Consider the following 23,395-nt stretch of genomic DNA (forward strand, 5'->3'; position numbering starts at 1 on the left):
TTAGAATCATTTAGAGACCTCATTATATTGCAAAGGTATAAAACTATTGCAGCTTTTATTTTTATAATAATAGCGTAGAAATGAATGTTTTATCACAATATTTCATGACAACCCCCGTTGGATGCCCAAATGCTAATATATGAATAAAATCGCTAATTTATATAAGGCCCCTATAAGGTAGTAAACGAAAAAGAGAGTATTTTAGCGTCCAATTCACTCATTTTTAATTTTATCCCCCGATTATGACAAAAATGTTTTCCAAAGCTTTGTTAGCCGCATCGGCCATCGCGATCCTGCTATCCTCCTGTTCCAAAGTACCGGAACAGAGTAAATACATTCCTAAGACAGCCAGCGTTGTGGTAAGTGTAAACAGTAAGGAAATCAGTAAAAAGCTGATTACCAACGGTATTACAATGGATAAGCTTTTCGCTGCAGTACAGGAAAAGGATTCGCTTAGCGAAGCGCAGAAGTTCTGGAAGGATATTGAGAATTCAGGGCTCGACCTGCAGGCTAACTCCTTCGTATCAGTAGTATACAACAAGGAAGCTTCTTATGTGGCGCTGACCGGCGGACTGAAAGATGCAGACAAATTTGAAGATTATCTGAAAAAGAATGTCAGCAACTTCTCTCTGCAAACAAAGTCTGACTATAAATACATCCTGGAAGAAAAACAGGAAGCGGTGATCGCATGGAATAAAAGCACCGTTATCTATCTGAAAGGAACAGAAGGAGATGCTATGCAGAAAGCACTGCCTCCGGGCGCTATGCCTCCGGTGCCAGGTGCAGATACAGATAGCGAAGAGTCCGCAGATTCCAACACTGCTCAACCAGCAGCGCTCGTTACTACAGAAGGTGCTCAGCAATGGGTAGCTGAAGTAGACCACCTTTTCCACCTGAAAAAAGAGGAAACTGCGGGTTCTATCGAAGCGTTCAATGATCTGCTGAAAAATAATGCAGACGTTAGCCTGTATGTAAATCCGGAGCCAATCTACAGCGCACAGGCTGCGATGATGCCAGCTAATCTGAAAACATTGCTGGCTGGTTGCTACTACACAGGTGCGGTAAATTTTGATAAAGGTAAGATCGTTGTTGAAGGAACTTCTTATGTAGGAAAAGACCTCGCTGCTATCTACAAGAAATATGGCAACATGGAAGCTGATCTGGACATGTTGCAGAAATATCCTTCCCAGAATATCACCGGTTTCCTCGTATATGGCTTTGACTTCCGCATGATCGGCGATATCGTGAAAAGCACCGGTCTGGATGGTATTGCAAATATGGGTCTGCAAAGTTCAGGTCTGACACTGGACGATATCCTGAATGCATTCAAAGGACAACTGGTATTCGTAGCTTCTGACTTCGAAATGAAGAAAAAAGCAAGTCTGTATGACGGCGATTCTACCACCTCTCCTGAATCTAAATGGGTATTTGCGATGAAAGTAGGCGATAAGGCTGCTTTTGACAAAGTAATGAATTCTCCGATGCTGAAAGGTTTCTTCACCAAACAAGGTGATGGTTACGCGTTGACGCAAAACTTCCCGGGTATGCCTGCTATCTCTATTACTGATAAACTGGTAACAAGTGCTTCTGACTCAGCATTACTGCAAGAGTATCTGGCTGGTAAAGGTAAAGCGGGTGGTCTGGATAATAGTTTCGTAAGCAAGATCAAAGGTAATCCGATGGGCGCTTATGTAAACTTCGAGAAGATCGTCAATAATATCCCGGATAGCGAAATCCCGGCAGAAGGCAGACCTTTGGCTGGTAAATTCAAAAACCTGCTGAAAGACATGACTGCAATCAGTAACTCTTTCGATGGTAAAACACAGCATTCTGAAATCGTGCTGAACTTCAAAAATGAAAACGAAAACAGTCTTGTGCAACTGGTAAATCTGGGCACTGAAACTGCTAAGTTCATTGAAGAATCAAAGAAAGCAGAAGCTGCTCCGCTTGATAGCGTTGTGTCTGTAACAGACAGCGCGGCACTGCCTGTAGACGCTGCTGAAGCAGACAAAAAATAACCTGATTACAGAAGATAACGGGAATGTCCATGGAGGGTACAACCACCATGGACATTTTCATTTGGAAAAAGCTCTATATTGAGTCATCATTTCAAGAACACCAGTTACATGCAGATACAGTTAGATAACCTGGTGCCTGTTCCGTTGCGGGACAAGATCCTGCAACGATCCTCAGACGTCTGGAACAGGCAGATAACATTTACCCCGGGTAATTTCATCAAAATAAAAGCGCCTTCGGGTACCGGTAAAACGACACTCGTGCATTACCTGTATCATATCAGAACGGATTATACAGGTCAGGTACTGGTGGATGGTCAGCCATGGTCAGCGCATTCCAAAGCTACCATTGCCACGATGCGTCAGGAACGGATAAGTGTCATATTTCAGGACCTGCGTGTATTCGAACAGTTAACCGCCGGAGAGAATATTGAATTGAAAAGAGTAATGAACGGTCAACCCTACTGCACAGCTGAAAAAGTAGCAGAGATGGCCGCAAAACTGAATATCACGCATATACTGCATCAGAGCGGACGTACGCTTTCTTATGGCGAACGCCAGCGTGTGGCAATCATCAGGGCACTGGTACAACCTTTTCAATGGCTGATCATGGATGAACCATTCAGTCATCTGGATGAGGAAAATGCACAACGTGCAGCACAGCTCATCGCAGAAGAATGTAAAGCGCGTAAAGCAGGATTTATTTTAACAGATCTGGATAACGATACCAGATTTGCATATGATATACATTATAACTTATGATGCCATCCTTTTACCAGTTACTCAAAAAAATTATTCAGACCGGTATTGGCAGGTCCCGTCTTATAATGGCCACCGGCGGATTAGGCATTGCCATGATCTTGCTCCTGATCGCAATACAGGCTCATTCCGACTTTGACCAGTTGTTATACAGTCAGCAGAACGCGAATGAAAGCGCAGACTTTCTTGTGATCAATAAAAAGATCACAAACGCAATGATGGGACAACGTGGACAAAGCATGTTTACCGCTGCTGAAATTGCGGATATCAAGCAACAATCCTTTGTGGAGGCATTCGGATTTATCACCTCCAATCAGTATAAAGTAACCGCTGCCGCACCCGGTGATCTGCATTTCTACACAGATATGTTCTTTGAATCCGTTCCAGATACTTTTATCGATGTGAAAAATGAAGAATGGAAATGGACACCTGCTGATAATACCATCCCTATTATCCTGCCAAACGATTTTCTCAACCTCTATAACTTTGGTTTTGCGTTGAGTCAGGATCTGCCACAGATCTCACAGGAAACAGTGAAGGCAATCCCCATGAAAATAACAATCTCACAGGGTTTACTGACGCAGGAATTTACAGGACGTATTGTTGGGTTTTCTGACCGTATATCTAGTTTTCTGGTACCCGGCAGTTTTATGGAATGGGCGAATGCGAAGTTTGGTAATGGAGTGGTTGCATCTCCTTCCCGTGTGATCATCAAAACGAAGGATCCATCTAACCCGGCACTCGTTAAATATCTGGACGATAAAGGATATAATACTAATCAGGACAAGATCAAATACAGTAAGACAAAATTAATCGTACAGACCATCGTATCTGTTATCGGCTTCTTCGGTTTGATTCTGTTGTTGTTTGCATTGCTGGTTTTCAGCATGTTCGTTCAGCTGGTGATTGCAAGCTGTAAAAAGAAATACAACTACTGGTTACATTGGGTACTGCTCCTCGTCAGTTACAACGATACCTGATGCGTCAGTTCGTGCCTTTGTATATTGCTATAGGTATTGTTGCATTGCTGCTCGTAGCTGCCTTGCAATGGTGGGCTTCAAAACAGCTGGCCGGATATGATATGGTCATCTCTCCATGGATCGCTGCTGGTACCGGTATTGCAGCTGTCATCGTTATTGGACTGGTATATATTGTCAACAGGATCAATATACGGAAGAACATTAATGCAATCAGCTGATAAATTGTTTCACATACTTAAACTATAAAGAAGATGTTTGTACACGTTGTAAATTTCTGGCTGAAGCCAGGTCTTTCAGAAGAAGATATCAAGAAATTCGAAGAAGGCGTACAGTCTCTGAAAGCGATTGAATCACTGGTGATGTTCAACGTAGGTAAGCCTGCAGCAACCGATCGTCCTGTAATTGATAAGAGCTATAGCTATTGTGAGTTGACCGTATTCAATGATGAAGCAGGCCACGATATCTATCAGCAACATCCTGTGCACCTGGCATTTGTAGAAAACTGCAAACACCTGTGGGAAAAGGTACTGATCTATGATTCTGAAACAATCTGATGAATCTCACTAATCATCGCAAATAAAAAACAGGCACCTCATAGAAGTGCCTGTTTTTTATTTGCGATGAGCGATTATGATATACTTTTAATTGCTTTCGTAAGGCATAATAAAGGTCTCTTTCACCTGCTTTGATTTTAGCATGTAGGGGATCAATACGGCAGCCACTATGGACGACTGCATAATGATCTGAACAGATGCATCCGCCCAGCCTTTTCTTTCATAGACATAGTTAAACACCAGAATATCTGCCAGATTGAACAGCAGATAGAAGATAATAAATGCAACCAATGCCTTCGGAAAAGTATCGCGTTTTTTCAGTAAAAGAGAGACCAGCAACAGATTAAAAACAAGCATACATATCACGCCTGCCAGTTCCGTTACCAACAATAGCTGAAGCAACGAAGTACTATGTGTCGCGTTAGTAAGTTTGTCCAGCTGTAACCAGATATTATTGCTGAAAATATCCATATTGATCAACGTATAAAATGTCTTTACCGGCATCAGGAAAATAGCGATGGCGATCAATACCAGAAAACCATTAATAGCAGGAGGGTAGTAGGCTGCCTGCGCCGGCTGAAATGATATTTTATAGAAGCGGAGTGCATGGTGCGTAAACACGCCAGCAAAGAAAATAGTCAATCCGATGATAAACCAGTTGATACCCTGAGAAGGCGCTTCGCTCTGAGCTTTTCCTTCCATGTCCCAGTAAAAAACAAACCCCAGGAAATCATCTATCTTCTTTCGGTCTTTGATATAAGTATCCAGGAAGTTGACAGGAATGTGATCCTGATAGGTTTCAAAAGTATAGTGTAGTGTAACGATATTATCTCTTACAGAAGGAACGAAATGAAGCGCGTAATACGGATTTTTGATGTGCAGTTCTTCTTCATTAATGCTCCATGCAGATGGCATTTCTATAGTAATAGTATAATCCTGTGAAAATGGATATCTCATTGCCAGTGGCGCTGTTTTTTTATCCTCTTCTTCTGCATAAGCAGGTAAAACATCGCGTAACAGATTTGCTTTTACGTTGAAGTCGATACGGTTTATTCTGGCACTGTCTGTTTTCCATGGTGTATGTAACAGATAGTTTTCTCTTATTTCTATACGGTCGTCATCTTCATTGTCAATCACGCGGAGCGAAGAATCAATGCTCACACTACCGTAAATATTCTTGTAATAGTTTAGAAATGTATTCTCATTATCCTTCCGGCTACTATTGGCAAGCAGGTCACGCTGGTCATCTGCATATTGCATCGTGAAGACAGATGTGACGGAAAGTCGGCCGGCATTGGACTGGTCAGAAGGAAGCTGAAAATGTTCATGTACGACGGTTTTACCATTGGCAATATTTTTCACGGGTGTAAACCCGTTTTTGCCCGCCGGATCAATGATCAGTCCCTGTTGAAAATCGGAAATGGTCAGCGCTGCAAGGTTACCCCGTTGGAAACTTGTGGTGGCATCAATCCAGTAATCTTTGTCATTTAGTCTCGCATACACAATTGCGTGATCAAATATATCCGGTGCCGGAAGGAAGTCTGCCACACGTCCCTTATTGTAAGAATCAACGTAGGCCATACTGGCGTAAATACCATTCGCTTTCAGGATTGTGGCCAGTAACAGAGATTTATCTTTACAGTCTCCAAAACGTTGCATAAGTATTTTATCCGGTGTATTGGGACGGTGAGAGTATTCTCCCATTTCGATGCCCATATAACGGATATCATCCTGCACGAAACGGATTGCTTTTAGCATGTACGTTTCCTTGTTCTTGTGTGACTCTCTTTTCAGTTCTGCGATCTTTGCTTTCAGTGCTGCACCGGGAGGGGGAATTTTATTAACGCGGTCACCCCATTTGATCACTTCCATCCAGTCCCTGTATTCTGTTGCCTGTACGGTCGGATAGTTGTCATACCAGCTGGGAGCATCTTCTTCACTTTCCGGGGCCTGTATATTGGTCATTTCCCATTTATAGACCTGCATATTATTGACCATCTGCCGGTCAGGCATAGGAGCGCCATTAAAGGTCTTAAAGAAGATCTCTCTGGCAGGATCTGTAATGATGCTTCTATGAAAATTAACAATAGGACTGGGAGAGGCGAGATAAAAAAGGCTGGTAAATTTATGCTCAAATATCGGGTTGTTACCCTCGATGGTATAAGCCAATTCTATCTGGTCACCTTTGCGTACATCTTCCAGTATATAGTAAGCGGTATAAAGACCACTGTAGATAAATCGGGAGAGATCGTCTTCCTGTTGCAGTATTTTAAATTTGGATGCCTGCAACTGGTTGATCAGTTTTCCTTTTCTTCTGATAAGGATTTTATGAAAGAGCAGCTTTTCGTACACCGGGTCATAATCAACCTTGATCTCTGCGGCATTCTGAATACCCGCTTCGGAGACGATTTGTTTGATTTCGTGCCGGTATATAGCTGATTGTTCTACATGCTGTTGTTCTTCAAACAGCAGCATATAATAACCGTTACTGACATCGCGGGCATCTGGCTCCTGCTTCAGATCCGGTTTATAGGGAACCCGCCAGGAGGGTTCCGGTGTAATAGAAAAGTTTTTTTGCTGCGCGCCGGACCTGGCAGCAGCGCAACATATGAATAAGATAAGGATCGGAAGTATCCGGTGCATAGGGATAAAATAGGCATTAATTGTTCTCTGTGGTCAGCGCATATACTGCGAAGGAAGCCAGCCAGTGTTCTCCTGCATAATCGCCGCTGGCTACGTGCGGGATGGCGGCTTCAAGGTGCAGATTCGCCAACCGGAGAATTGCGTCCCGGTTTTCTGTTGTATGACGTGCAATGCCGTACAGGCACCAGGCCCTGCTCAGATTTAAGCCGTACAGATGTACGAGTTTACCGTCGGTGAGGTCTTTTACCTGCGCTACCTTAAATGCGGTAATATCTTTGGCAAATAAATCAGGCAGGAATGCTTTGATCCATTGCTGGTATTCTGCCGCCGGCAGTATACGCCACATCAGGTCTGCTTCTTCGAGGCAGGGAGAAAGGAAATCGTAGCCACCTGGTTCCCACGCAACAGGACAATTCTTATCAGCTGCATAGAAACGGATCGCTGCCTGACGGATCGCGTTTTGTAAGTCGGTGTCTTTTGCGGTGACAGCATAGTCCCACGCGAGAGAAAGACCGAAAGCAAGATTTGTGTGTTCTCCTACACGAATAGGATACATCAGTTTACCGAGGAAATCAACATATGCTTTAGCAAACTGCGAAGCCAGTGGCTGTACATTGGTCGCCAGTTCTTTTCCCAGCGGTGTATTCCAGGTCAGCAGTTCCCTTTGCAACTGTAGTAACCAACTCCAGCCGTAGATACGTTCAAAGCCTTTATTTTCTTTGTTTTTAAACAGCGCTTGTTCCTGTTTGATATTAGCCGCCGTCAGGTTTTGTGACAGTTTGGTAATGATCTCTTTTTCTTTAGTCATGCCGGGGAACGACTTGAGCAATCGTACCAGCATCCAGTGGCCGTGCACGCTGCTGTGCCAGTCGTAGCAACCATAAAATGCCGGGTGATAGTTCCGCGGATTGATCACGAGAGAACTGTCAGAAAATACGACACCTGTTTTATAAGGAAACTCCTGCTGCATGCAGCGGAGCGGTAATTCGGCCAGATGTGCGGCACCCTGGGCTGTAAGGTCCAGTAAGCCGTTGCTTTTGCGTGTATAATATGCCTGTTGTGCAAATGATGCTGGCATGAGAAAGCCGGTTATAAGAGAAAGGAGAATGAGTTTTTTCTTCACTGTTTAGCGATTGAATAACAATTTTACGTAGAAGGATGGTTTGGCCAGTTTCTTACGCAGGTCTACTTCATAGAACATGCAGGACAATAATTCCTGCAGCTGTTTGTTGCGGCTGCTGATCTTCATCAGGGTATTGAACAGCCACGGATATTTTACCAGCTTCTGAAGACGATGGCTTAGCTTCAGCTCGGGTCCAAGTATGCGGTAAATTTCCGAATCATATTTCGCCAGCTGTGCAGCAGAAACGTTGTTCGCCTTCAGGGCTTCTGCTGCCTGTAAGGCTGCGATTCTGCCTGAATACAGTCCATTACCGATACCTTCCCCTGTGAAAGGATCGATGAGGTATGCGGCGTCACCTACCAGCATATAACGCTCACCGGAAATGACACGTTGTTTGCTACCCAGTGGAAGACCATAACCTTCTATGCCGCTGACCAGTTCCGCATTTTTGAAACGTTCTTTAAAGACAGGGTCATTTGCCACGATATCGAGCATCGACTTCTTCAGATTCATTTTCTTTTTGCGCACGGCTTCACTCAGTACGCCTACTCCTACGTTTGCTTCGCCATTGGGTAATGGGAAGATCCAGAAATAGCCCGGTAACAGCTCTTTCAGGAAATGCAGTTCGATGAAATTATCCGGGTTGTTGCCACTGACATTTTTATAGTAAGCGCGGATACCTGCCACATAGTGTTCAGGTTCCATGGTAATATTCGCTACTTCTTTGGTGAAAGAAGAGTGTGCGCCGTTGGCGATGATTAACAGCTCCGCCTTCACTTTAAAATCGTTACTGCCGGTTACATAATAACCATCTTCTTTCAGTTCATATTTGTCAACAGTTACTCCTTCCAGTAAGGTGATTTCAGACCTGCGTCTGATCTCGTCAACAAGGAAATTGTCGAAGTCAATACGCTTGCATACATAACCGATGGGCGTCTCTTTGTGTTGCTGATTGCTGCTGTTGTAATCGGGACGATAACCTACATCCAGACTATGTCTTCCGGGAGACACGAAGGTGACGCCCCAGCTGTTCACTTTGAAATTAGCTTCCTTGAGTCGTGTTGCAATAGCAGGATCTATTTTGTTCAATGCAGTGATCACCTTTCCACTCAAACCATCTCCACATACCTTATCCCGGGGGAAAACAGCTTTATCTACCACTACACAGTGAATACCGAGTTGTGCCAGTTGAAGGGCGGCTGCAGCTCCCGCAGGACCTGCGCCTACAATACATACTTTAGTTTCCAACATCCTGTACATTTAAACTGTTAAGATAAAGAAAAGAGGGATATCTTCGCGGCCTAAAATCAACTGACCATGTTCGGAGACTTATTTGGAAAACTGCAGGAAGCGCAGTCTAAAATGAAAGAAAGTAAAGAGCGCCTCTCTCATATCACTGTAGATGGAGAAGCAGGCGACGGCGCTGTGAAGGTAGTTGTAACCGGTAACCGCGAAGTAAAAAGTATCGATGTGGCAGAACATCTGCTGGAAAAAGATAATAAAGAAGAACTGGAAGATCTGCTGATTACTGCACTGAACCGTGCTCTGAAAAACGCAGAGAATGCATGGGAATCTGAAATGAAAGGTATTGCTGGCGGTATGCTGGGCCCTCTCGGCGGCTTATTCTAAACCAGACCGCTGTCCGCTTTCAGGTCAATGGATCTATATTGCGATAACTGTACGCCAATCTAGCTCAGCCGGTAGAGCAACAGTTTCGTAAATTGTAGGTCGTGGGTTCGATTCCCATGGTTGGCTCTGTAGCAATGAAATTGAACCACCGGTAACACTACCGGTGGTTTTTTGTGTTTAACCCCGATATATTAATACTAGTTGTTATCTTTATCCTATAAAGTATATTCCTATGCGATATGTTTTGCTGCTGGCTGTGGGCATCTCTCTTTTCGCCTGCACCTCCCCAACAAATAAGACAAAGACAAACACGGAAGAACAACCCGGAAAATCTGCTGGTCTCAGTGAGGCAGAGCTCTTTGAGAAAGATGTTATTTTAAAGGCTGCGCAAGCCAGCAAAGGAAAGAATAAGGTTTCGGACAAATACTTCCTCGATGGGATAGACATGTACCGCAATAAGAAGGACGCTGCCAAAGCAATTGCGTTGTTTAAGCAGGCGATCCTGGAGCAACCACAGGCAAGAGCTTATTTTGAATTAGGTAATGCCCTCGCTGATCAGCATCAACTTGCGGATGCAGCAAGCGCTTATCAGCTTGCAGAAGCGCTGGACTACAAACCTACCTCCAAAGTACTGTATAACCTCGCCTGTGTATACTCCAGAGCAGAAGATCGTGAATCAGCTGAATATTATCTGGTGTCTGCCATTGAATTCGGCTACAGCAACATTAAAAATATCTATGCTGATAAGGATCTTGAGTTTCTTCGCAGTCAATATGGTTTTAATACAACCGTGACCACTGCCATCAGTGGCGCTACAGATCCTTCAAAACTGCAATGGAATCTGTTCTGGCATGAATTCAAACAGGTTTCCTATCCACTGGTACTCGACGAGCGCTATGGCGATAAACTAGGGGAAGATTATATTTCCTATGAGTACGAGCGTTTCGTTGCTGAAATGAGAGATAATGCAAAATTCTCCCGCGAAGTAGGCTTTGAATTTTATCACGTAGGTCTGGCAAAAAACAGTGACAGCATTAAAACGTTGATCTACGCTGTACGCAACGTCATCATGGGTGGCACACCTCCTCCGGAATACTATATCGTGAGCTATGACGATCATGGGAAACTGATCGATAAACTGCTGATCGGCGGACATAAGAAACTGGCGGAACCATTTCGCGTAGCGAAACTGTCTCAAAATGGAGATATTGAAGTAGGACTGTTTACGCAGGTTTACAAGAAGAACCCGGAAGAAGAAGGATATGAGGACAATGAGCTGGTGGAAAGCAAATTCCTCAACAAAGAATTCTATACTATTTCAGGTGATGGTCACTTTGTTAAGAAGGACGGACTGCTGGGAATGAGGTTTTAAGATAACCCGGTCCCCGGCGGATAATAGCTTCTGCAATCAGCAGATTCAATGTCCAGCTTAACCAGGAAATGAGGATATATGCCTGTACAGGGTGAATAGGCATATTAAAATAACCGATCAGGAAAGCGTAGAAACGAAGAGAGATAGCGGAGAGTGTAAGTGCATAACTACGTATCATCATGTCAGTATGCCGTTTCCAATTGCGTTGCATGGCATAACGCCAGCCCAGAAAGGTGAAGAGCAGCCATAGGGAAGCCAGTATTACAAAACTGATCCTTGCCGGCAGACCTCCATTGGCATAAAACCCCATAATCAGTCCGGAAGGACCACTAAAGGCGAGTATAACCAATGCATATATTTTCCCGGACCTGCGATGCAGGCCGGGAAATTTTTTTAGTATATAAATGCTGAATTGAATGAGTCCGGTAAGCAGTACAATGACGCTCGTAAAGACATGTACATAGAAGCTGACACGCCAGTGCCGGATGTGATACACCAGTTGTTTAGTGATCAGAAAATCTACATAACGGTCAAATGACGTGTAAGGCAGGCTTAATAGTAGCATCAGCCAGCAGGTATATAGAATAACGGCTGCGAACAGATAAAAGAGAATACGTCTGCTTAATGGCATCTATTAATAGTTGGCGTACATGACAAAGTTATCTCCTTTGATCTCTGTCATATCTGCCTCACCGGTTGTCGTATCGCCATCTGCTACAAAAACGGTGGAGCGATTAGGATAGTTGCTGGTAGACGCCCAGTTGACAAATAGCTGATATTCTCCTCTTTTCTCCCAGGTTCCTTTCACGGTATTCATCTGTCCTGAGAAGGTAGAATCAGTGATTTTGTCGTAATAGTTCAATTCACAGTTACCATCATTACGAAATTCAATGTCACAATGATTGCCCGAATAAAAGCCGGGATCGTTCATGTCTTTAGACAGTTTTTCGAGTACAAAAGTCTTTGTCGTCAGACTTTTGGTATTGGTTGGCTTCCACGAACCGGCCGCTGTCGCCAGAGAGGTATCCATTTTTATCGTAAACACACCATCAAACTCATGGTCGCCGGGTTCTGACAACGAGATCGCATATGAGCTGCCGTTGTCAGTAATAGTGCCACTGAGATTTCTTCTGAGTCCTTTGTGCGTATTGTAGCCTGCTATTTTGAATCCGCTGCAGTAGTTGATAGTAATATAAATCGGGCTGCCACCAAAGTCTCCTTTGTATGTTCCCATAATGCGTGCCTCCATAGGCGTTTTTACTCCTACAACAGGGACTTCAACGGCGGAGCTATCTGTAGAAGCGGCATCTGTAGCCGGGGTTTTGGAGCCGCATGCGCTAAGTAAGCATGCGCCAAGGAATGCTGTAATAACGTATTTCACAGGGTGTTTTTTTGTAAAGTAAGTAATAAAAGCAGACTTTATGCTCCTCCGTTTTGAAGAAATTGTTCCAGTCGTTCACGGGTGATCACCTGATTTCCCCAATAGAAAGCATCTTTCAGGTGGATATTAGATAAAGAAGCATTGGATTGCTGGCTCAGCCACTGTATAAATGATGATTGATTGTCAAAGGATTGTTTAGGGTTATGCATGCCGCCGTCCCATAGTTCGCCGTAATGATACCGGCTATCACGGTATTCCAGTCCCATACCGCAATAATCTCTGTGGGAGTAGCCGATACTACCGTGCAGCAGTGCCTTCGCTACTTTTTCGGCAAGGGCTTTTCCGATAGGCTGTGTATCTGCGGCGAGGTGCTGTTTCAGCTCTTTCTGTCGTTGCTGTATTTCTCTCTCTGTTTCTCTGGCTGCCACCTGTTTTTGTCGCTCATGTTGCGCTTTGGACAGATGAGTGTAAAGAAAGGTTTCTTTTGTCAGATCGATATCTACCTGAAGGATAGCTGTCTGAGGACCACAGGCTTCCAGATAATCCCGGATGGCTTTCTGTAACGGATAATCGAAATCCCATATCAGCATGGATTTATTATCACGGGTTCGTATACAGCTGAGGGAGAGCAGAAGGGTAGAAGTCAATTCCGCCTTAAGCCGGCCTTTTGTACAGCCGGTTCTTTCCAATTTCTCCTGTAAGTGGGCATTCAGGGCGGCTGTAACCTGTTCAGGATTGCTCATGGCGCCTTCATTCATGACAATAATTTCTGTATAGCAAGATATTCAAAACTCCCGGTTTGTTTTGTATATTTAATCCCGGAAATCATTTCTATCAGAACTATTAATCTGCAAACCCGTTATAGTTTAGTGTAGCTGCCCTGATCAAATTAAACAATTGAGCTTTAGTCAACACCCAAAATTTCTATAACAACCAAAACTTAAATTCATGAAACGAATGTCCTTCAACATTATCGCTTGCCTTGCGCTGGCATTTGCTATGCTCACCGTTTCCTGTGGTAAAGACGGGGATACCGGTCCACAGGGAGAACAAGGTGCTCCCGGTCCCGCTGGTCCTGCCGGTCCTGCTGGTCCACAAGGCCCCGAGGGTTCCGCGAATGTGATCTATTCAGATTGGCTGGACGTAGCATATGAAGCAGATACGATTCATACCAGTGGCGGCGGTATTGATACCGTTGGGTATTTTGCACAGATAGAGGTAGCAAAACTTGACCTCAATATGCTGACGAACGGAGAGATCAAAGTATATCTCAATGGCTTCAGCGCTGCTGATCCGACCGTTATACCATTACCGTACTTCAATATTTATTCTAATCTGAGTATCAATCCGATCTTCTATCTGAATACTATTGAACTGTATTCCAATGGCGATATCAGTACAGTTCAGGATAATCAGGGCGTTAAATACCAGCAATACCGTTATGTGCTGATCCCAGGTGGAGAAGAAGCGCGTAAAGCGAAAATTGACTGGAATAACTATGAAGAGGTGAAGAAATACCTGAACCTGAAGGACTAATTATTACATACCTTATAAAAGAAGAGGCGTCCATCATTGATGGACGCCTCTTCTTTTATAAAAAGACTGATCTGGTCAGATCTGCGATTAATGTTCTGCTTCTTCTTCGAAGTCCTCATCATCTTCCTGTTCTTCCTCTTCTTCGATCAAGCGGCTACGGCTTGGTTGTACATCGCTGTTCAGCGCCTGCCATAACATATCTTTCAGTTCAGAAAGTCCCTGTTGGGTCACAGATGAAATGAACACAACCGGTACATCAGCTGGCAACTCTGCGGCAATCGCTTCTTTCAGTTCATCATCCAGCATATCGCTTTTACTGATAGCCAGCAGGAATTGTTTATCCAGCAGCTCAGGGTTGTATTGTTCCAGCTCATTCACCAGAATATCATAATCCTTTCTGTGATCGGCACTATCAGCCGGGATCAGAAAAAGGAGTACGGAGTTTCTTTCAATGTGGCGAAGGAAGCGGTGTCCAAGTCCCTTTCCTTCATGTGCGCCTTCGATAATACCCGGCAGATCGGCAATAGCGAATGAGCGGTCATTACGGTAAGGTACCATCCCCAGATTAGGAGTGAGGGTGGTAAACGCATAATCGGCAATTTTAGGTCTTGCCGCTGTGATAGTAGAGAGCAGGGTGGACTTACCCGCATTCGGGAAGCCTACCAGACCTACATCCGCTAATATTTTCAGTTCGAGTACTTTCCAGCCCTCGACGCTTGGCATACCCGGTTGGGCATAATCCGGCGCCTGATTGGTGGCAGATCTGAAAAAGTTGTTACCACGACCGCCCTGTCCACCGGATATCCAGATCACTTCTTCTCCATCCTGCAGAATTTCAGCTTCAAGATCCCCGGTTTCTTCATCAAATGCCTGGGTTCCGAGCGGCACTTCAATAATAACATCTTCCCCGTTACGGCCGGTACTGTTATTGTCTCTACCGTTGCCACCATCTTCCGCTACCACGTTTTTATACCAACGCAGGTGAAGCAGAGTCCATAACTGGGAGTTTCCTCTCAGAATGATGTGGCCGCCACGGCCGCCGTCTCCACCATCCGGACCCGCCTCGGGGTTATATTTGGTACGCATGAAGTGTGCACTACCTGCGCCACCCTTGCCGGATTTTGCGAAGATCCTTATGTAATCAACAAAGTTGCCTCTTTCCAAAGTATTCGATTTATGCTTAATGTAACGCAGTCTGAAACAGACCGGCGTTAAATACGAAAACGCAAAGATCGTTAAGTTCAGCCACTTTAACTACGCTTTTGCGTGCTAAAATGCTTACTTACAATCTTTGCGTTTGAAAATATGTGGACCGGGAGATTAAACTTTTTCCTCTACCAGGCTTTCTATTTCTTTGCTCAGGCGGTCAAAGATCTCGTCAACCGAGCCTTCACCCTTGATTTTCTTGAACTTACCATATTTGGCATAGTGGTCTGCAACAGGTGCAGTCTTATTATGGTATTCTACGATACGAGCTCTGATTACTTCTTCGTTGGCATCGTCGCTGCGACCGGAGGTGACACCTCTGTTTAACAGACGCGCAATTAATTCATCTTCAGGAACTTCCAGTGCCAAAACATTGGAAATAGCCGTCTTTTTCAGGGACAGCAGCTTATCCAGTGCTTCTGCCTGCGCAGTAGTACGGGGAAATCCGTCGAAAATAAAGCCTCTTGCTTCCGGGTTAGCATCCAGTTTAGAGCTGATCATGCCAATCACAACCTCATCAGGTACCAGTATACCCTGGTCCATCACTTTTTTTGCTTCCAGGCCAAGTGGTGTTTTCGCATCAATCTCGCTACGCAGCAGATCGCCGGTAGACAGGTGAATAAGCCCGAATTTTGAAATCAGGTTAGCACTCTGAGTGCCCTTACCGCTACCGGGAGGGCCAAATAAAATGATATTGACCATGTTTTAAGAATACTTTAGCAAGACTGCAAATATAGCAAACAATTGAATGTATTGGTAACTAAAATTGCGATTGCTTGAATAATGTGAAATATTTAAGAAATTTCCTAGATATGTTTTAATGATTTGCTGTAAATAATGGATTATTTTTAAGAAGTTCACTGTTGATGCAAAGTGGTCAACGGAAGTGGTTTACAAGCTTTCATGCCATATCACAGGTTAACGTAAATATAAACATTTCTACTGCCGGATAATTGCCGCAGGTGAAATTATCTAGTAAAAAAATATTACCTGTTCAAACATAAAATGTTCCACCCATAGTGATAGAAGTCATGCGCTATGGAGTAATAATTCGTAAGTTTAGTTGATGATGATGAAGCAATTAACGATTTTAGGTCTCTCTTTTTTATGCCTGGGTGGGAGTGTGCTGATGGCCATTCCGGGGAAAGGTCCCGGGCCACGCTTAGTGAAACAAAATGCGTCAAAGGAAGTAAACGACAACAAGCCTGTCAGCAGAAAGGTAAAAATCAGGCAGGAAGATCCTGCCACCCATTGGGTTGACAGTGTCTTTGAATCCCTGAATGATGATGAACGTATTGCCCAGCTGATTATGATCCGGGCCCACTCTAACCTCGGGGCGGATCATGTGAAAAAAGTAGTCAAAGACATTCAGAACAACAAGATCGGAGGATTGATCTTCTTCCAGGGTGGCCCCGTTCGCCAGGCCAATCTTACCAATTACTACCAGTCTATTGCCAAAACTCCGCTCATGATCGCCATCGATGGTGAATGGGGATTAGGCATGCGTCTGGACAGTGTGACTTCCCTGCCACGCAACCTGATGTTGGGTGCGATGCAGGATAGCACCCTGGCTTACGAATATGGTAAGCAGCTGGCCATGCAATGCCGCCGTCTGGGTATCCATGTGGATTATGCCCCGGATATGGATGTGAATAACAATCCTAATAACCCTGTCATCAATGATCGCTCATTCGGGCAGGACAAGTTTCAGGTAGCCCGCATGGGTGTGCAGGTCATCAAAGGCATGCAGGATCAGAACGTAATGGCCGTTGCCAAACACTTTCCCGGTCATGGTGATACCGATGTAGACTCTCATCTGGATATGCCGGTGATCCGTAAGTCAAGGGCTCAACTGGATTCACTGGAATTGTACCCATTCCGTAAAGCGATTGAAGCAGGTGTACAGAGCATCATGATGGCACATCTGTACATCCCGGCACTCGACAGTACACCTAATACACCCACCTCCATTTCGCATAAAGCCATTACTGACTACCTGAAAGGGGAGCTGGGCTACAAAGGCATCGTCATTACAGATGCTCTTGAAATGAAAGGAATCGCGAAATTTTATACCGGTGGAGAAGAAGCTGCCCGCTCACTGCTGGCCGGCAATGATATGATGATGCTACCCTCTACCGCAGCTGGTAGTGTGGAAGCCATCAAACGCGCCATCAGAAGAGGGGATATTACCTGGGATGAGGTAAACGCCAGAGTGAAAAAAGTCCTGTTGGCGAAATATAAGCTGGGGCTTAATAAACCACAGGTGATCGATGTCAGTAACCTGACTGCCGATCTTAATGCGGGTACAGATTCATTGACCAAACGTATTGCCGGTCAGGCGATCACGCTGGTCAAGAATGACAACAACCTCATTCCATTTAACCAGCTTACGCCGGGCAAACTGGCTGTAATTGCAGTAGGGGCGGATGTTAATAACGCATTTCTGCAAACGGTAAAAACACTGCGACCTGATGTTAATTCCTTCATCTTCACCGCCCGTCAGGCGGAAACACAGGTACCGCAGGTGGTAGAGCGCCTGAAGAAAGACTATCAGGCAGTGATCATCAGTTTACATAACTATGGTCGCCGTCCGGCAAATAACTTCGGTATCAGCTCAGCGGAACGTTTACTGATCCAGCAATTACAACGGGAAATGCCTTCCGCAACAGTGGTATTCGGAAATCCATATGCGATCCAGTATTTCTGTGACGGCCCTACTATCATCGCTGCCTACGAAGACGATGATGCAACACAGCGTACAGCAGCTGCTATTCTCTTTGGGCAGCAGCAGGCAAAAGGTAAACTGCCGGTCACCGTATGCGCTAATTTCCCGTATGGAACTGGTATTATAGCCCCGCCACCACCAGCGCCGGTTGTGATAGAAAAAGAAGAATTGCAGCGTGTAAAGCCGGAAACCGTAGGTATGAGCAGTCAGACCTTACAGAAAATAGATGTACTGGCGAATGATATGATCGCTAAAGGAGCAGCTCCGGGTTGTCAGATCCTCGCATTGAAGAATGGTAAAGTGGTGTATGACAAGACTTTCGGTTTCTTTGACTATAGTAAACGCGAACCAGTTACCGCCAATGCCTTGTATGACCTGGCATCTGTTACAAAGATCTGCGCAACCACCATTTCTGTGATGCGCCTCTATGATGAAGGAAAACTGAGTCTTGATGCAAAATTGGGTGATTATCTGCCATGGGTGAACGGCACAGACAAAGCCGGACTCCGTATCCGCGATATTCTCCTGCATCAGGCCGGACTGGTATCATTCATTCCTTTCTACAAAGACGTTGTGGATGCCAAAGGCTTCCCTGATACTACGTTATTCCACGCATATGCGGATTCGGTGTATTCCGTAAGGGTAGCAGAGCACCTGTATATGAAATCTGATTATGTGGATTCCATGTACAAACGTATTCTTACAAGTCCGCTGAAACCACAACAGGGTTACGTGTACAGTGATAATGACTTTATCTTCCTCGGAAAGATCGTAGAACAGCTCACCGGCAAAAAACTCAACCGTTACGTAAGAGAAACTTTCTATGAACCACTGGGATTGACCACAACCGGTTTCCGTCCAAGAGAACGTTTTCAGTTATCACAGCTGGCGCCAACTGAAAACGAACCAATCTTCCGCCGTCAATGGATAAGGGGAGATGTGCATGATCCGGGTGCCGCTATGTTTGGTGGAGTGGCAGGACATGCCGGCTTATTCTCCAATGCAGAAGATCTGGGGATCCTTATGCAGATGTTGCTGAACGGGGGTAAGTATGGTGGAAAACAGTATATCAAATCAGAGACACTGCAATTGTTCACTGCATATAGCAGCAATATCAGCCGTCGTGGATTAGGGTTTGATAAGCCGGAAAAGACCAATGGTAAAAAAGGAGAAGCTTATCCTGCAAAGAGTGCATCTCCGCTTACATATGGCCATACTGGTTTTACCGGTACCTGTATATGGGTAGATCCTCAATCGCAGCTTGTTTTCATCTTCCTGAGCAACAGGGTATGTCCTGCAGGAGGAGATAATAAAAGACTCATCACACAGCATGTGCGCGAGAATATAATGGAAGTGCTGTACGAAGCGATGGAAGATAAGAAATAGGTATAGGGAAAACGGGATAAATAGGCAATAGTGCCAGATGAAGTATGCCCTTAGTGGCCATTCATCCGGCACTATTTTTTATAAAACCAATATCTATTGTACGGATACTGTTCTGTTGATGCTTGTTTCTGTTCTGATGTCTACTGTTTTTTCTGCCAGCTTGTTACGACCTCTTCTGATTTCGAAGGTGTAAGTGCCGTCCTGCAGTTCCTGCATATTGAACTTTGCGACATACAACATCGTTACTGGTAGAGACTCCTGATGCAGTGTGTAATTGTTGGCATCTTTGATGCTCAGTGTTACTCTTTCAGTACCCGGATTTTCAACGGTAATTTTGAAAATCAGCTCCTCCGGTTTCACCTGAGCAACTTTGAGTCTGAAGCTTGTTACAGGGGCTGGGGTCTCGTCGTTATTAACAATGCTGATCTTGCTTTCGTTATATGCATAGGCATTCGCCTGGGCTTTCGCAAAAGATAAGTTAATGAGGATAGCGGCTAGTATGAACGGTGTACGTTTCATGACAATACTTGTTTGTTGTTGTTATTGATTTTGTCTGTACGTATTAGCTAATACATGGTTCCTTAAATCGCCGCAAAGATCGAACGGTTAAGTTAACGGAAGGTTACGGCCAGGTTAACATAGGATTATGAATCGGGAACCAGATGATGACGAAAGTCATTCTTAATTGTCATTTGATACCTAACTTTGCTGGCGTTTATGGAAAAATCGAGATTACAAAAGCAGCGGCCGGTAGCTATCTGGCTTTATATAGGGGTGGGAATGCTGATTGTGCAGGTGTTACTGGGCGGAATTACCCGTCTTACAGGCTCAGGATTGTCTATTACCGAGTGGCAGCCGCTTCTTGGGGCCTTACCGCCGATGAACGAGGCAGCCTGGCAGGCAGCTTTTGATAAGTACAAGGAGATTGCCCAGTTTCAGTATGTGAATAACCACTTCACTTTATCCGATTTCAAGTCAATTTATTTCTGGGAATGGTTCCACCGCGATTGGGCACGCCTGATGGGGGTGGTATTCATTATTCCGTTTATTTACTTCGTAGCAAAGAAGAAGATAGACCGGTCTATGATACAACCTATGATCATCCTGTTTATACTGGGAGGATTACAGGGTGCTATCGGCTGGATCATGGTACAAAGTGGTCTTAATCAGGAAGATCTGTATGTGAGTCATATCCGCCTGGCGGTTCACTTTATATCCGCATTGGTGCTGTTATGTTATGTGTTCTGGTTTGCGCTTAAACTTAGTACTGCCAATCGTCAGTTACTGGCAGTACCGCGTCTGCGCAGGTTTAACCTGCTGCTGCTCGGACTACTAACATTGCAGCTGATATATGGTGCTTTCATGGCAGGACTCCATGCGGCACTCAATGCGAATACCTGGCCCGATATCAATGGTATGTGGTGGCCGATGGGGATGTTCACCGGTAATTTCCTGACAGATATTACACATAATCCGATCACTATTCAGTTTATACATCGCGGACTGGCCTATCTGATCACTATTCTGGTGATCGTATGGTGGTGGAAAGCAGCGGAGGCCCGTGAAAATAGTCTTTTACGGAGTGTACGTTATCTGCCTTTATTGCTGGTATTCCTGCAGGTGGTGCTGGGTGTGCTGACTTTACTGGGCAGCCGCGTTAAAATCCCTATTACACAGGCAATCCTGCATCAGGGCGTAGGGATGCTGCTGTTACTCTCACTTATATGGACATTGTTCCTCAGCAGAAATAAGGCGGTCAGAGAATAAGGTTAAATCTGGCCAATAACATGTTAAAGTTTTTCGTAAGTTTATTTGTAATAAGCTTATCGGATGAAAGTGAAATCATTGTTGGTCAGGTTTTTTTATTCTTTTCCTATACAACTGTTCTTGCTTCACTTCCGCAAGTATCAGGTGTTACTGCTGTTCTGGGCTATACTTTTTAGTACAATCAACGGTGAATTTGCCAAAGTTTTTGGTGGTGATGCCTTGTATCTGGCGCCTGAATATCTGGGTAAGGTAAACTTTTACAGCACTTCTATTCTGGGGGTTGCTACCGGCTTATTCGTAATGAGCTGGAATATCACCACTTTTATTCTGCATACCGGCCGGTTTAAGTTTCTGGCCACCACTGCACAGCCGTTTTTTAAATATTGTCTTAATAACTCGATCTTTCCGATCGCATTTCTGCTTAATCTCCTGCTGCGGAGCTGGGAATACCAGCGTTATCAGCAACTGAGTTCGGTACCTGAAATATTACTCCTGACAGAAGGATTTATCTGCGGTTATCTGTTGATCATTTTCTTCTGTTTTTTCTACTTTTTTAACGCGGATAAAAACATTGGCCGACGACTGGAAAAGAAGTTCGGAAATCCCCGTAATTTTTTGCGTTTAGTGTTAAAGCCCACACAGGAAAAGGATGAAAATGCCCTGCCTGTACACAACTATTTCAGCTCTTTCTTGCGGATCCGCAGAGCCAGAAATGTAGACCACTACAATAAGCACTATCTCGATAGCATTCTGAAGCAACATCACTTTGCCGCGATGATCACCGTCGGATGCGCGTTGATCTTTCTGGTAATACTCGCATTTCTGATGGACTATCCCGTCTTCAGGATCCCCGCGGGAGCCAGCGTGATGATCTTTTTTGCCTTCCTGATCGGTGTGGCAGGCGCTTATGCCTACCTGTTACAAAGCTGGGCAATTCCAATGGTACTGGTGATGTTGTTTGCCCTGAACTGGATGGTAGAACATGACCTGCTGGATAATCGTAATAAGGCTTACGGATTAAACTATAAACTGCGTAAACAACGACCTGAATATAGTGTAACCGCATTACAGCAATTCTTTACAAAAGAACGCGCTGATAATGATAAAAAACAGACCCTGCAGATACTGGAAAAATGGAAGGAAAAACACACTGGTCGTAAGCCTAAACTCATCGTGATTAATTTCAGTGGCGGTGGCTTGCGTGCTGCTACCTGGAGTATGAATGTATTGCAAAGACTGGACACTCTGATGAATGGTCAGTTGATGAATAATACGGTCCTGATGACGGGTGCATCCGGAGGTATGATGGGGGCTTCCTACTATCGTGCATTATATCTGGAAAAACAACAGGGACGTCGTATTGATATGCAGGACAGCAGTTATACAGAGCGTATTTCCCGCGATCTGCTGAATTGTGTGTTTACATCAATGGCGGTGAACGATTTTATTACACCTTTTCGTTCATTCAGAATTGGTGATAAACGTTATGCAAAAGACAGGGGCTACGCCTTTGAAATGCAGTTGAACAGCAACACAAATAATTCGCTTTCCGGTACAATCCGGGATTATCAGGAACCGGAAAGAATGGCGCAGGTGCCGATGCTCGTATGGAGTGCGACAATCAATGCTGATGGCCGCCGTCTGATCATTTCACCACAGCCGGTCAGTTATTTGTGTGCACCTGAATATTCATCACCCAGCAGGACGGTACGCGATATTGATGGTGTTGATTTCACACAGTATTTTGCCGCGCAGGATGCACTTGATCTGCGTGTAACGAGTGCAATAAGAATGTGCGCTACTTTCCCTTACGTATTGCCGAATGTGTTTCTGCCCAGCGTGCCGATTGTAGATGTGATGGATGCCGGTATAAGAGATAATTTCGGACAGGAACCCTCTATGCGTTTCCTGTATACTTTCCGGCAGTGGATCAATGAGAATACGGACGGCGTTGTATTTATTCAGGTAAGAGATACCAGAAAGAACGATATCAAGTCTATCAAGCAGTCTATGAAACTGAATGATATGATGTTTGATCCGCTGTTTACGATGCAACAGCACTGGAGCGCGATGCAGGACTTTGTACAGGATAATGAACTGAATTATCTGGAGGGGTATTTTCCCGGCAAATTCCATCGTATTATTTTCCAGTATGTGCCGCAGAAAGAAGACAAAGCAGCCGCTCTGAGCTGGCATCTGACTTCACGTGAAAAAATAGATATTGCCGGGGCTTTGGATAATCCGACCAATCAGGCCTCATTTGACAGTGTGATGCATATGGTCCGCAAGCCAATGCTCACGGACCATCAACAGTAATTT

The 23,395-nt window shown here is 44.6% G+C and carries 20 protein-coding genes and 1 tRNA gene; 12 read left to right on the forward strand and 9 right to left on the reverse strand.

Going from position 1 to position 23,395, the window contains the following annotated elements:
- The first annotated feature begins 242 nt into the window (after positions 1 to 242).
- From FEF09_RS01160 to FEF09_RS01180, 5 genes are all read left to right on the forward strand, one after another.
- Entirely contained in the window at positions 243 to 2,018 is a 1,776-nt protein-coding gene (locus FEF09_RS01160; protein WP_146303077.1) for a DUF4836 family protein, read from the forward strand.
- A 108-nt stretch (positions 2,019 to 2,126) separates the two neighbouring features.
- Positions 2,127 to 2,777 carry an ATP-binding cassette domain-containing protein gene (locus FEF09_RS01165; RefSeq protein ID WP_146303079.1) on the forward strand — a complete coding sequence of 217 codons (651 nt, stop codon included), beginning with the start codon at positions 2,127 to 2,129 and terminating at the stop codon, positions 2,775 to 2,777.
- Positions 2,774 to 3,754, forward strand: coding sequence for a hypothetical protein (locus FEF09_RS01170; protein ID WP_146303082.1), 981 nt, complete (start codon positions 2,774 to 2,776; stop codon positions 3,752 to 3,754). Before FEF09_RS01165 ends, FEF09_RS01170 begins: the two co-directional genes overlap by 4 nt.
- Positions 3,754 to 3,972 carry a hypothetical protein gene (locus FEF09_RS01175; RefSeq protein WP_146303084.1) on the forward strand — a complete coding sequence of 73 codons (219 nt, stop codon included), beginning with the start codon at positions 3,754 to 3,756 and terminating at the stop codon, positions 3,970 to 3,972. The genes FEF09_RS01170 and FEF09_RS01175 overlap by 1 nt, the downstream gene beginning before the upstream one ends.
- A gap of 33 nt (positions 3,973 to 4,005) precedes the next feature.
- Entirely contained in the window at positions 4,006 to 4,308 is a 303-nt protein-coding gene (locus FEF09_RS01180) for a Dabb family protein (RefSeq protein ID WP_012788501.1), read from the forward strand.
- A gap of 87 nt (positions 4,309 to 4,395) precedes the next feature.
- Here FEF09_RS01180 and FEF09_RS01185 read toward each other — a convergent pair whose 3' ends face one another.
- The 3 genes from FEF09_RS01185 to FEF09_RS01195 are packed head-to-tail and all read right to left on the reverse strand — an operon-like array spanning position 4,396 to position 9,325.
- Positions 4,396 to 6,951, reverse strand: a complete 2,556-nt coding sequence (locus FEF09_RS01185) for a DUF3857 domain-containing protein (protein ID WP_146303086.1) — start codon at positions 6,949 to 6,951, stop codon at positions 4,396 to 4,398.
- Between the two features lie 16 nt (positions 6,952 to 6,967).
- Positions 6,968 to 8,029, reverse strand: a complete 1,062-nt coding sequence (locus FEF09_RS01190; protein ID WP_146303088.1) for a DUF2891 domain-containing protein — start codon at positions 8,027 to 8,029, stop codon at positions 6,968 to 6,970.
- Between the two features lie 48 nt (positions 8,030 to 8,077).
- A complete protein-coding gene (locus tag FEF09_RS01195; protein ID WP_146303090.1) occupies positions 8,078 to 9,325 on the reverse strand; it encodes an NAD(P)/FAD-dependent oxidoreductase in 1,248 nt (415 codons plus the stop codon).
- A gap of 66 nt (positions 9,326 to 9,391) precedes the next feature.
- On the opposite strand from FEF09_RS01195, the gene FEF09_RS01200 reads away from it, so the two are divergent.
- The 3 genes from FEF09_RS01200 (at position 9,392) to FEF09_RS01210 (ending at position 11,075) form a co-directional block, all read left to right on the forward strand.
- Positions 9,392 to 9,703: a YbaB/EbfC family nucleoid-associated protein gene (locus FEF09_RS01200; RefSeq protein ID WP_012788505.1), complete on the forward strand. Its 312-nt coding sequence runs from the start codon at positions 9,392 to 9,394 to the stop codon at positions 9,701 to 9,703.
- A 53-nt stretch (positions 9,704 to 9,756) separates the two neighbouring features.
- Positions 9,757 to 9,829: transfer RNA gene (locus tag FEF09_RS01205), tRNA-Thr, on the forward strand.
- A gap of 106 nt (positions 9,830 to 9,935) precedes the next feature.
- A complete protein-coding gene (locus FEF09_RS01210; RefSeq protein ID WP_146303092.1) occupies positions 9,936 to 11,075 on the forward strand; it encodes a TPR end-of-group domain-containing protein in 1,140 nt (379 codons plus the stop codon).
- Here FEF09_RS01210 and FEF09_RS01215 read toward each other — a convergent pair.
- Genes FEF09_RS01215 through FEF09_RS01225 form a run of 3 tightly spaced genes read right to left on the reverse strand, consistent with a single transcriptional unit; the run spans position 11,041 to position 13,214 of the window.
- Positions 11,041 to 11,706, reverse strand: a complete 666-nt coding sequence (locus FEF09_RS01215; RefSeq protein WP_146303094.1) for a DUF2306 domain-containing protein — start codon at positions 11,704 to 11,706, stop codon at positions 11,041 to 11,043. The two genes, FEF09_RS01210 and FEF09_RS01215, sit on opposite strands and share 35 nt — an antisense overlap.
- A gap of 3 nt (positions 11,707 to 11,709) precedes the next feature.
- Positions 11,710 to 12,456: a hypothetical protein gene (locus FEF09_RS01220; RefSeq protein ID WP_146303096.1), complete on the reverse strand. Its 747-nt coding sequence runs from the start codon at positions 12,454 to 12,456 to the stop codon at positions 11,710 to 11,712.
- Between the two features lie 38 nt (positions 12,457 to 12,494).
- Positions 12,495 to 13,214 carry a hypothetical protein gene (locus FEF09_RS01225; RefSeq protein ID WP_146303098.1) on the reverse strand — a complete coding sequence of 240 codons (720 nt, stop codon included), beginning with the start codon at positions 13,212 to 13,214 and terminating at the stop codon, positions 12,495 to 12,497.
- A 190-nt stretch (positions 13,215 to 13,404) separates the two neighbouring features.
- On the opposite strand from FEF09_RS01225, the gene FEF09_RS30565 reads away from it, so the two are divergent.
- A complete protein-coding gene (locus tag FEF09_RS30565) occupies positions 13,405 to 13,992 on the forward strand; it encodes a hypothetical protein (protein WP_186774143.1) in 588 nt (195 codons plus the stop codon).
- An 87-nt stretch (positions 13,993 to 14,079) separates the two neighbouring features.
- Here FEF09_RS30565 and obgE read toward each other — a convergent pair whose 3' ends face one another.
- The gene (gene obgE / locus FEF09_RS01235) at positions 14,080 to 15,156 is read right to left on the reverse strand and encodes a GTPase ObgE (RefSeq protein ID WP_146303100.1); all 1,077 of its coding nucleotides are present in this window, start codon (positions 15,154 to 15,156) and stop codon (positions 14,080 to 14,082) included.
- Positions 15,157 to 15,312: 156 nt separating this feature from the next.
- Positions 15,313 to 15,900 (reverse strand): adenylate kinase, encoded by a 588-nt coding sequence (locus FEF09_RS01240; protein WP_146303102.1) that lies wholly within the window; start codon positions 15,898 to 15,900, stop codon positions 15,313 to 15,315.
- A 367-nt stretch (positions 15,901 to 16,267) separates the two neighbouring features.
- Here FEF09_RS01240 and FEF09_RS01245 point away from each other — a divergent pair, with 367 nt between their 5' ends.
- Positions 16,268 to 19,309, forward strand: coding sequence for a glycoside hydrolase family 3 N-terminal domain-containing protein (locus FEF09_RS01245; protein ID WP_146303104.1), 3,042 nt, complete (start codon positions 16,268 to 16,270; stop codon positions 19,307 to 19,309).
- Positions 19,310 to 19,402: 93 nt separating this feature from the next.
- Here FEF09_RS01245 and FEF09_RS01250 read toward each other — a convergent pair whose 3' ends face one another.
- Positions 19,403 to 19,828 carry a hypothetical protein gene (locus FEF09_RS01250; protein WP_146303106.1) on the reverse strand — a complete coding sequence of 142 codons (426 nt, stop codon included), beginning with the start codon at positions 19,826 to 19,828 and terminating at the stop codon, positions 19,403 to 19,405.
- A gap of 198 nt (positions 19,829 to 20,026) precedes the next feature.
- Here FEF09_RS01250 and FEF09_RS01255 point away from each other — a divergent pair, with 198 nt between their 5' ends.
- Both FEF09_RS01255 and FEF09_RS01260 read left to right on the forward strand, forming a co-directional pair.
- A complete protein-coding gene (locus FEF09_RS01255) occupies positions 20,027 to 21,076 on the forward strand; it encodes a COX15/CtaA family protein (protein WP_146303108.1) in 1,050 nt (349 codons plus the stop codon).
- Positions 21,077 to 21,196: 120 nt separating this feature from the next.
- Positions 21,197 to 23,392, forward strand: a complete 2,196-nt coding sequence (locus FEF09_RS01260; RefSeq protein ID WP_186774144.1) for a patatin-like phospholipase family protein — start codon at positions 21,197 to 21,199, stop codon at positions 23,390 to 23,392.
- The last annotated feature ends 3 nt before the right edge of the window (positions 23,393 to 23,395 follow it).

This window comes from Chitinophaga pinensis (assembly GCF_007896845.1).
Lineage (GTDB): Bacteria > Bacteroidota > Bacteroidia > Chitinophagales > Chitinophagaceae > Chitinophaga > Chitinophaga pinensis_C.

What these genes read in the sequence shown, in the direction of transcription:
- FEF09_RS01210 (WP_146303092.1), top strand. Translation starts at nt 9,936, where the DNA reads ATGCGATATGTTTTGCTGCTGGCTGTGGGCATCTCTCTTTTCGCCTGC.
- FEF09_RS01190 (WP_146303088.1), bottom strand. Translation starts at nt 8,029, where the DNA reads ATGCCAGCATCATTTGCACAACAGGCATATTATACACGCAAAAGCAAC.
- FEF09_RS01245 (WP_146303104.1), top strand. Translation starts at nt 16,268, where the DNA reads ATGATGAAGCAATTAACGATTTTAGGTCTCTCTTTTTTATGCCTGGGT.
- FEF09_RS30565 (WP_186774143.1), top strand. Translation starts at nt 13,405, where the DNA reads ATGAAACGAATGTCCTTCAACATTATCGCTTGCCTTGCGCTGGCATTT.
- FEF09_RS01225 (WP_146303098.1), bottom strand. Translation starts at nt 13,214, where the DNA reads ATGAATGAAGGCGCCATGAGCAATCCTGAACAGGTTACAGCCGCCCTG.
- FEF09_RS01250 (WP_146303106.1), bottom strand. Translation starts at nt 19,828, where the DNA reads ATGAAACGTACACCGTTCATACTAGCCGCTATCCTCATTAACTTATCT.
- FEF09_RS01185 (WP_146303086.1), bottom strand. Translation starts at nt 6,951, where the DNA reads ATGCACCGGATACTTCCGATCCTTATCTTATTCATATGTTGCGCTGCT.
- FEF09_RS01180 (WP_012788501.1), top strand. Translation starts at nt 4,006, where the DNA reads ATGTTTGTACACGTTGTAAATTTCTGGCTGAAGCCAGGTCTTTCAGAA.
- FEF09_RS01240 (WP_146303102.1), bottom strand. Translation starts at nt 15,900, where the DNA reads ATGGTCAATATCATTTTATTTGGCCCTCCCGGTAGCGGTAAGGGCACT.
- FEF09_RS01165 (WP_146303079.1), top strand. Translation starts at nt 2,127, where the DNA reads ATGCAGATACAGTTAGATAACCTGGTGCCTGTTCCGTTGCGGGACAAG.
- FEF09_RS01170 (WP_146303082.1), top strand. Translation starts at nt 2,774, where the DNA reads ATGATGCCATCCTTTTACCAGTTACTCAAAAAAATTATTCAGACCGGT.
- FEF09_RS01160 (WP_146303077.1), top strand. Translation starts at nt 243, where the DNA reads ATGACAAAAATGTTTTCCAAAGCTTTGTTAGCCGCATCGGCCATCGCG.
- FEF09_RS01175 (WP_146303084.1), top strand. Translation starts at nt 3,754, where the DNA reads ATGCGTCAGTTCGTGCCTTTGTATATTGCTATAGGTATTGTTGCATTG.
- FEF09_RS01200 (WP_012788505.1), top strand. Translation starts at nt 9,392, where the DNA reads ATGTTCGGAGACTTATTTGGAAAACTGCAGGAAGCGCAGTCTAAAATG.
- FEF09_RS01195 (WP_146303090.1), bottom strand. Translation starts at nt 9,325, where the DNA reads ATGTTGGAAACTAAAGTATGTATTGTAGGCGCAGGTCCTGCGGGAGCT.
- FEF09_RS01255 (WP_146303108.1), top strand. Translation starts at nt 20,027, where the DNA reads ATGGAAAAATCGAGATTACAAAAGCAGCGGCCGGTAGCTATCTGGCTT.
- FEF09_RS01215 (WP_146303094.1), bottom strand. Translation starts at nt 11,706, where the DNA reads ATGCCATTAAGCAGACGTATTCTCTTTTATCTGTTCGCAGCCGTTATT.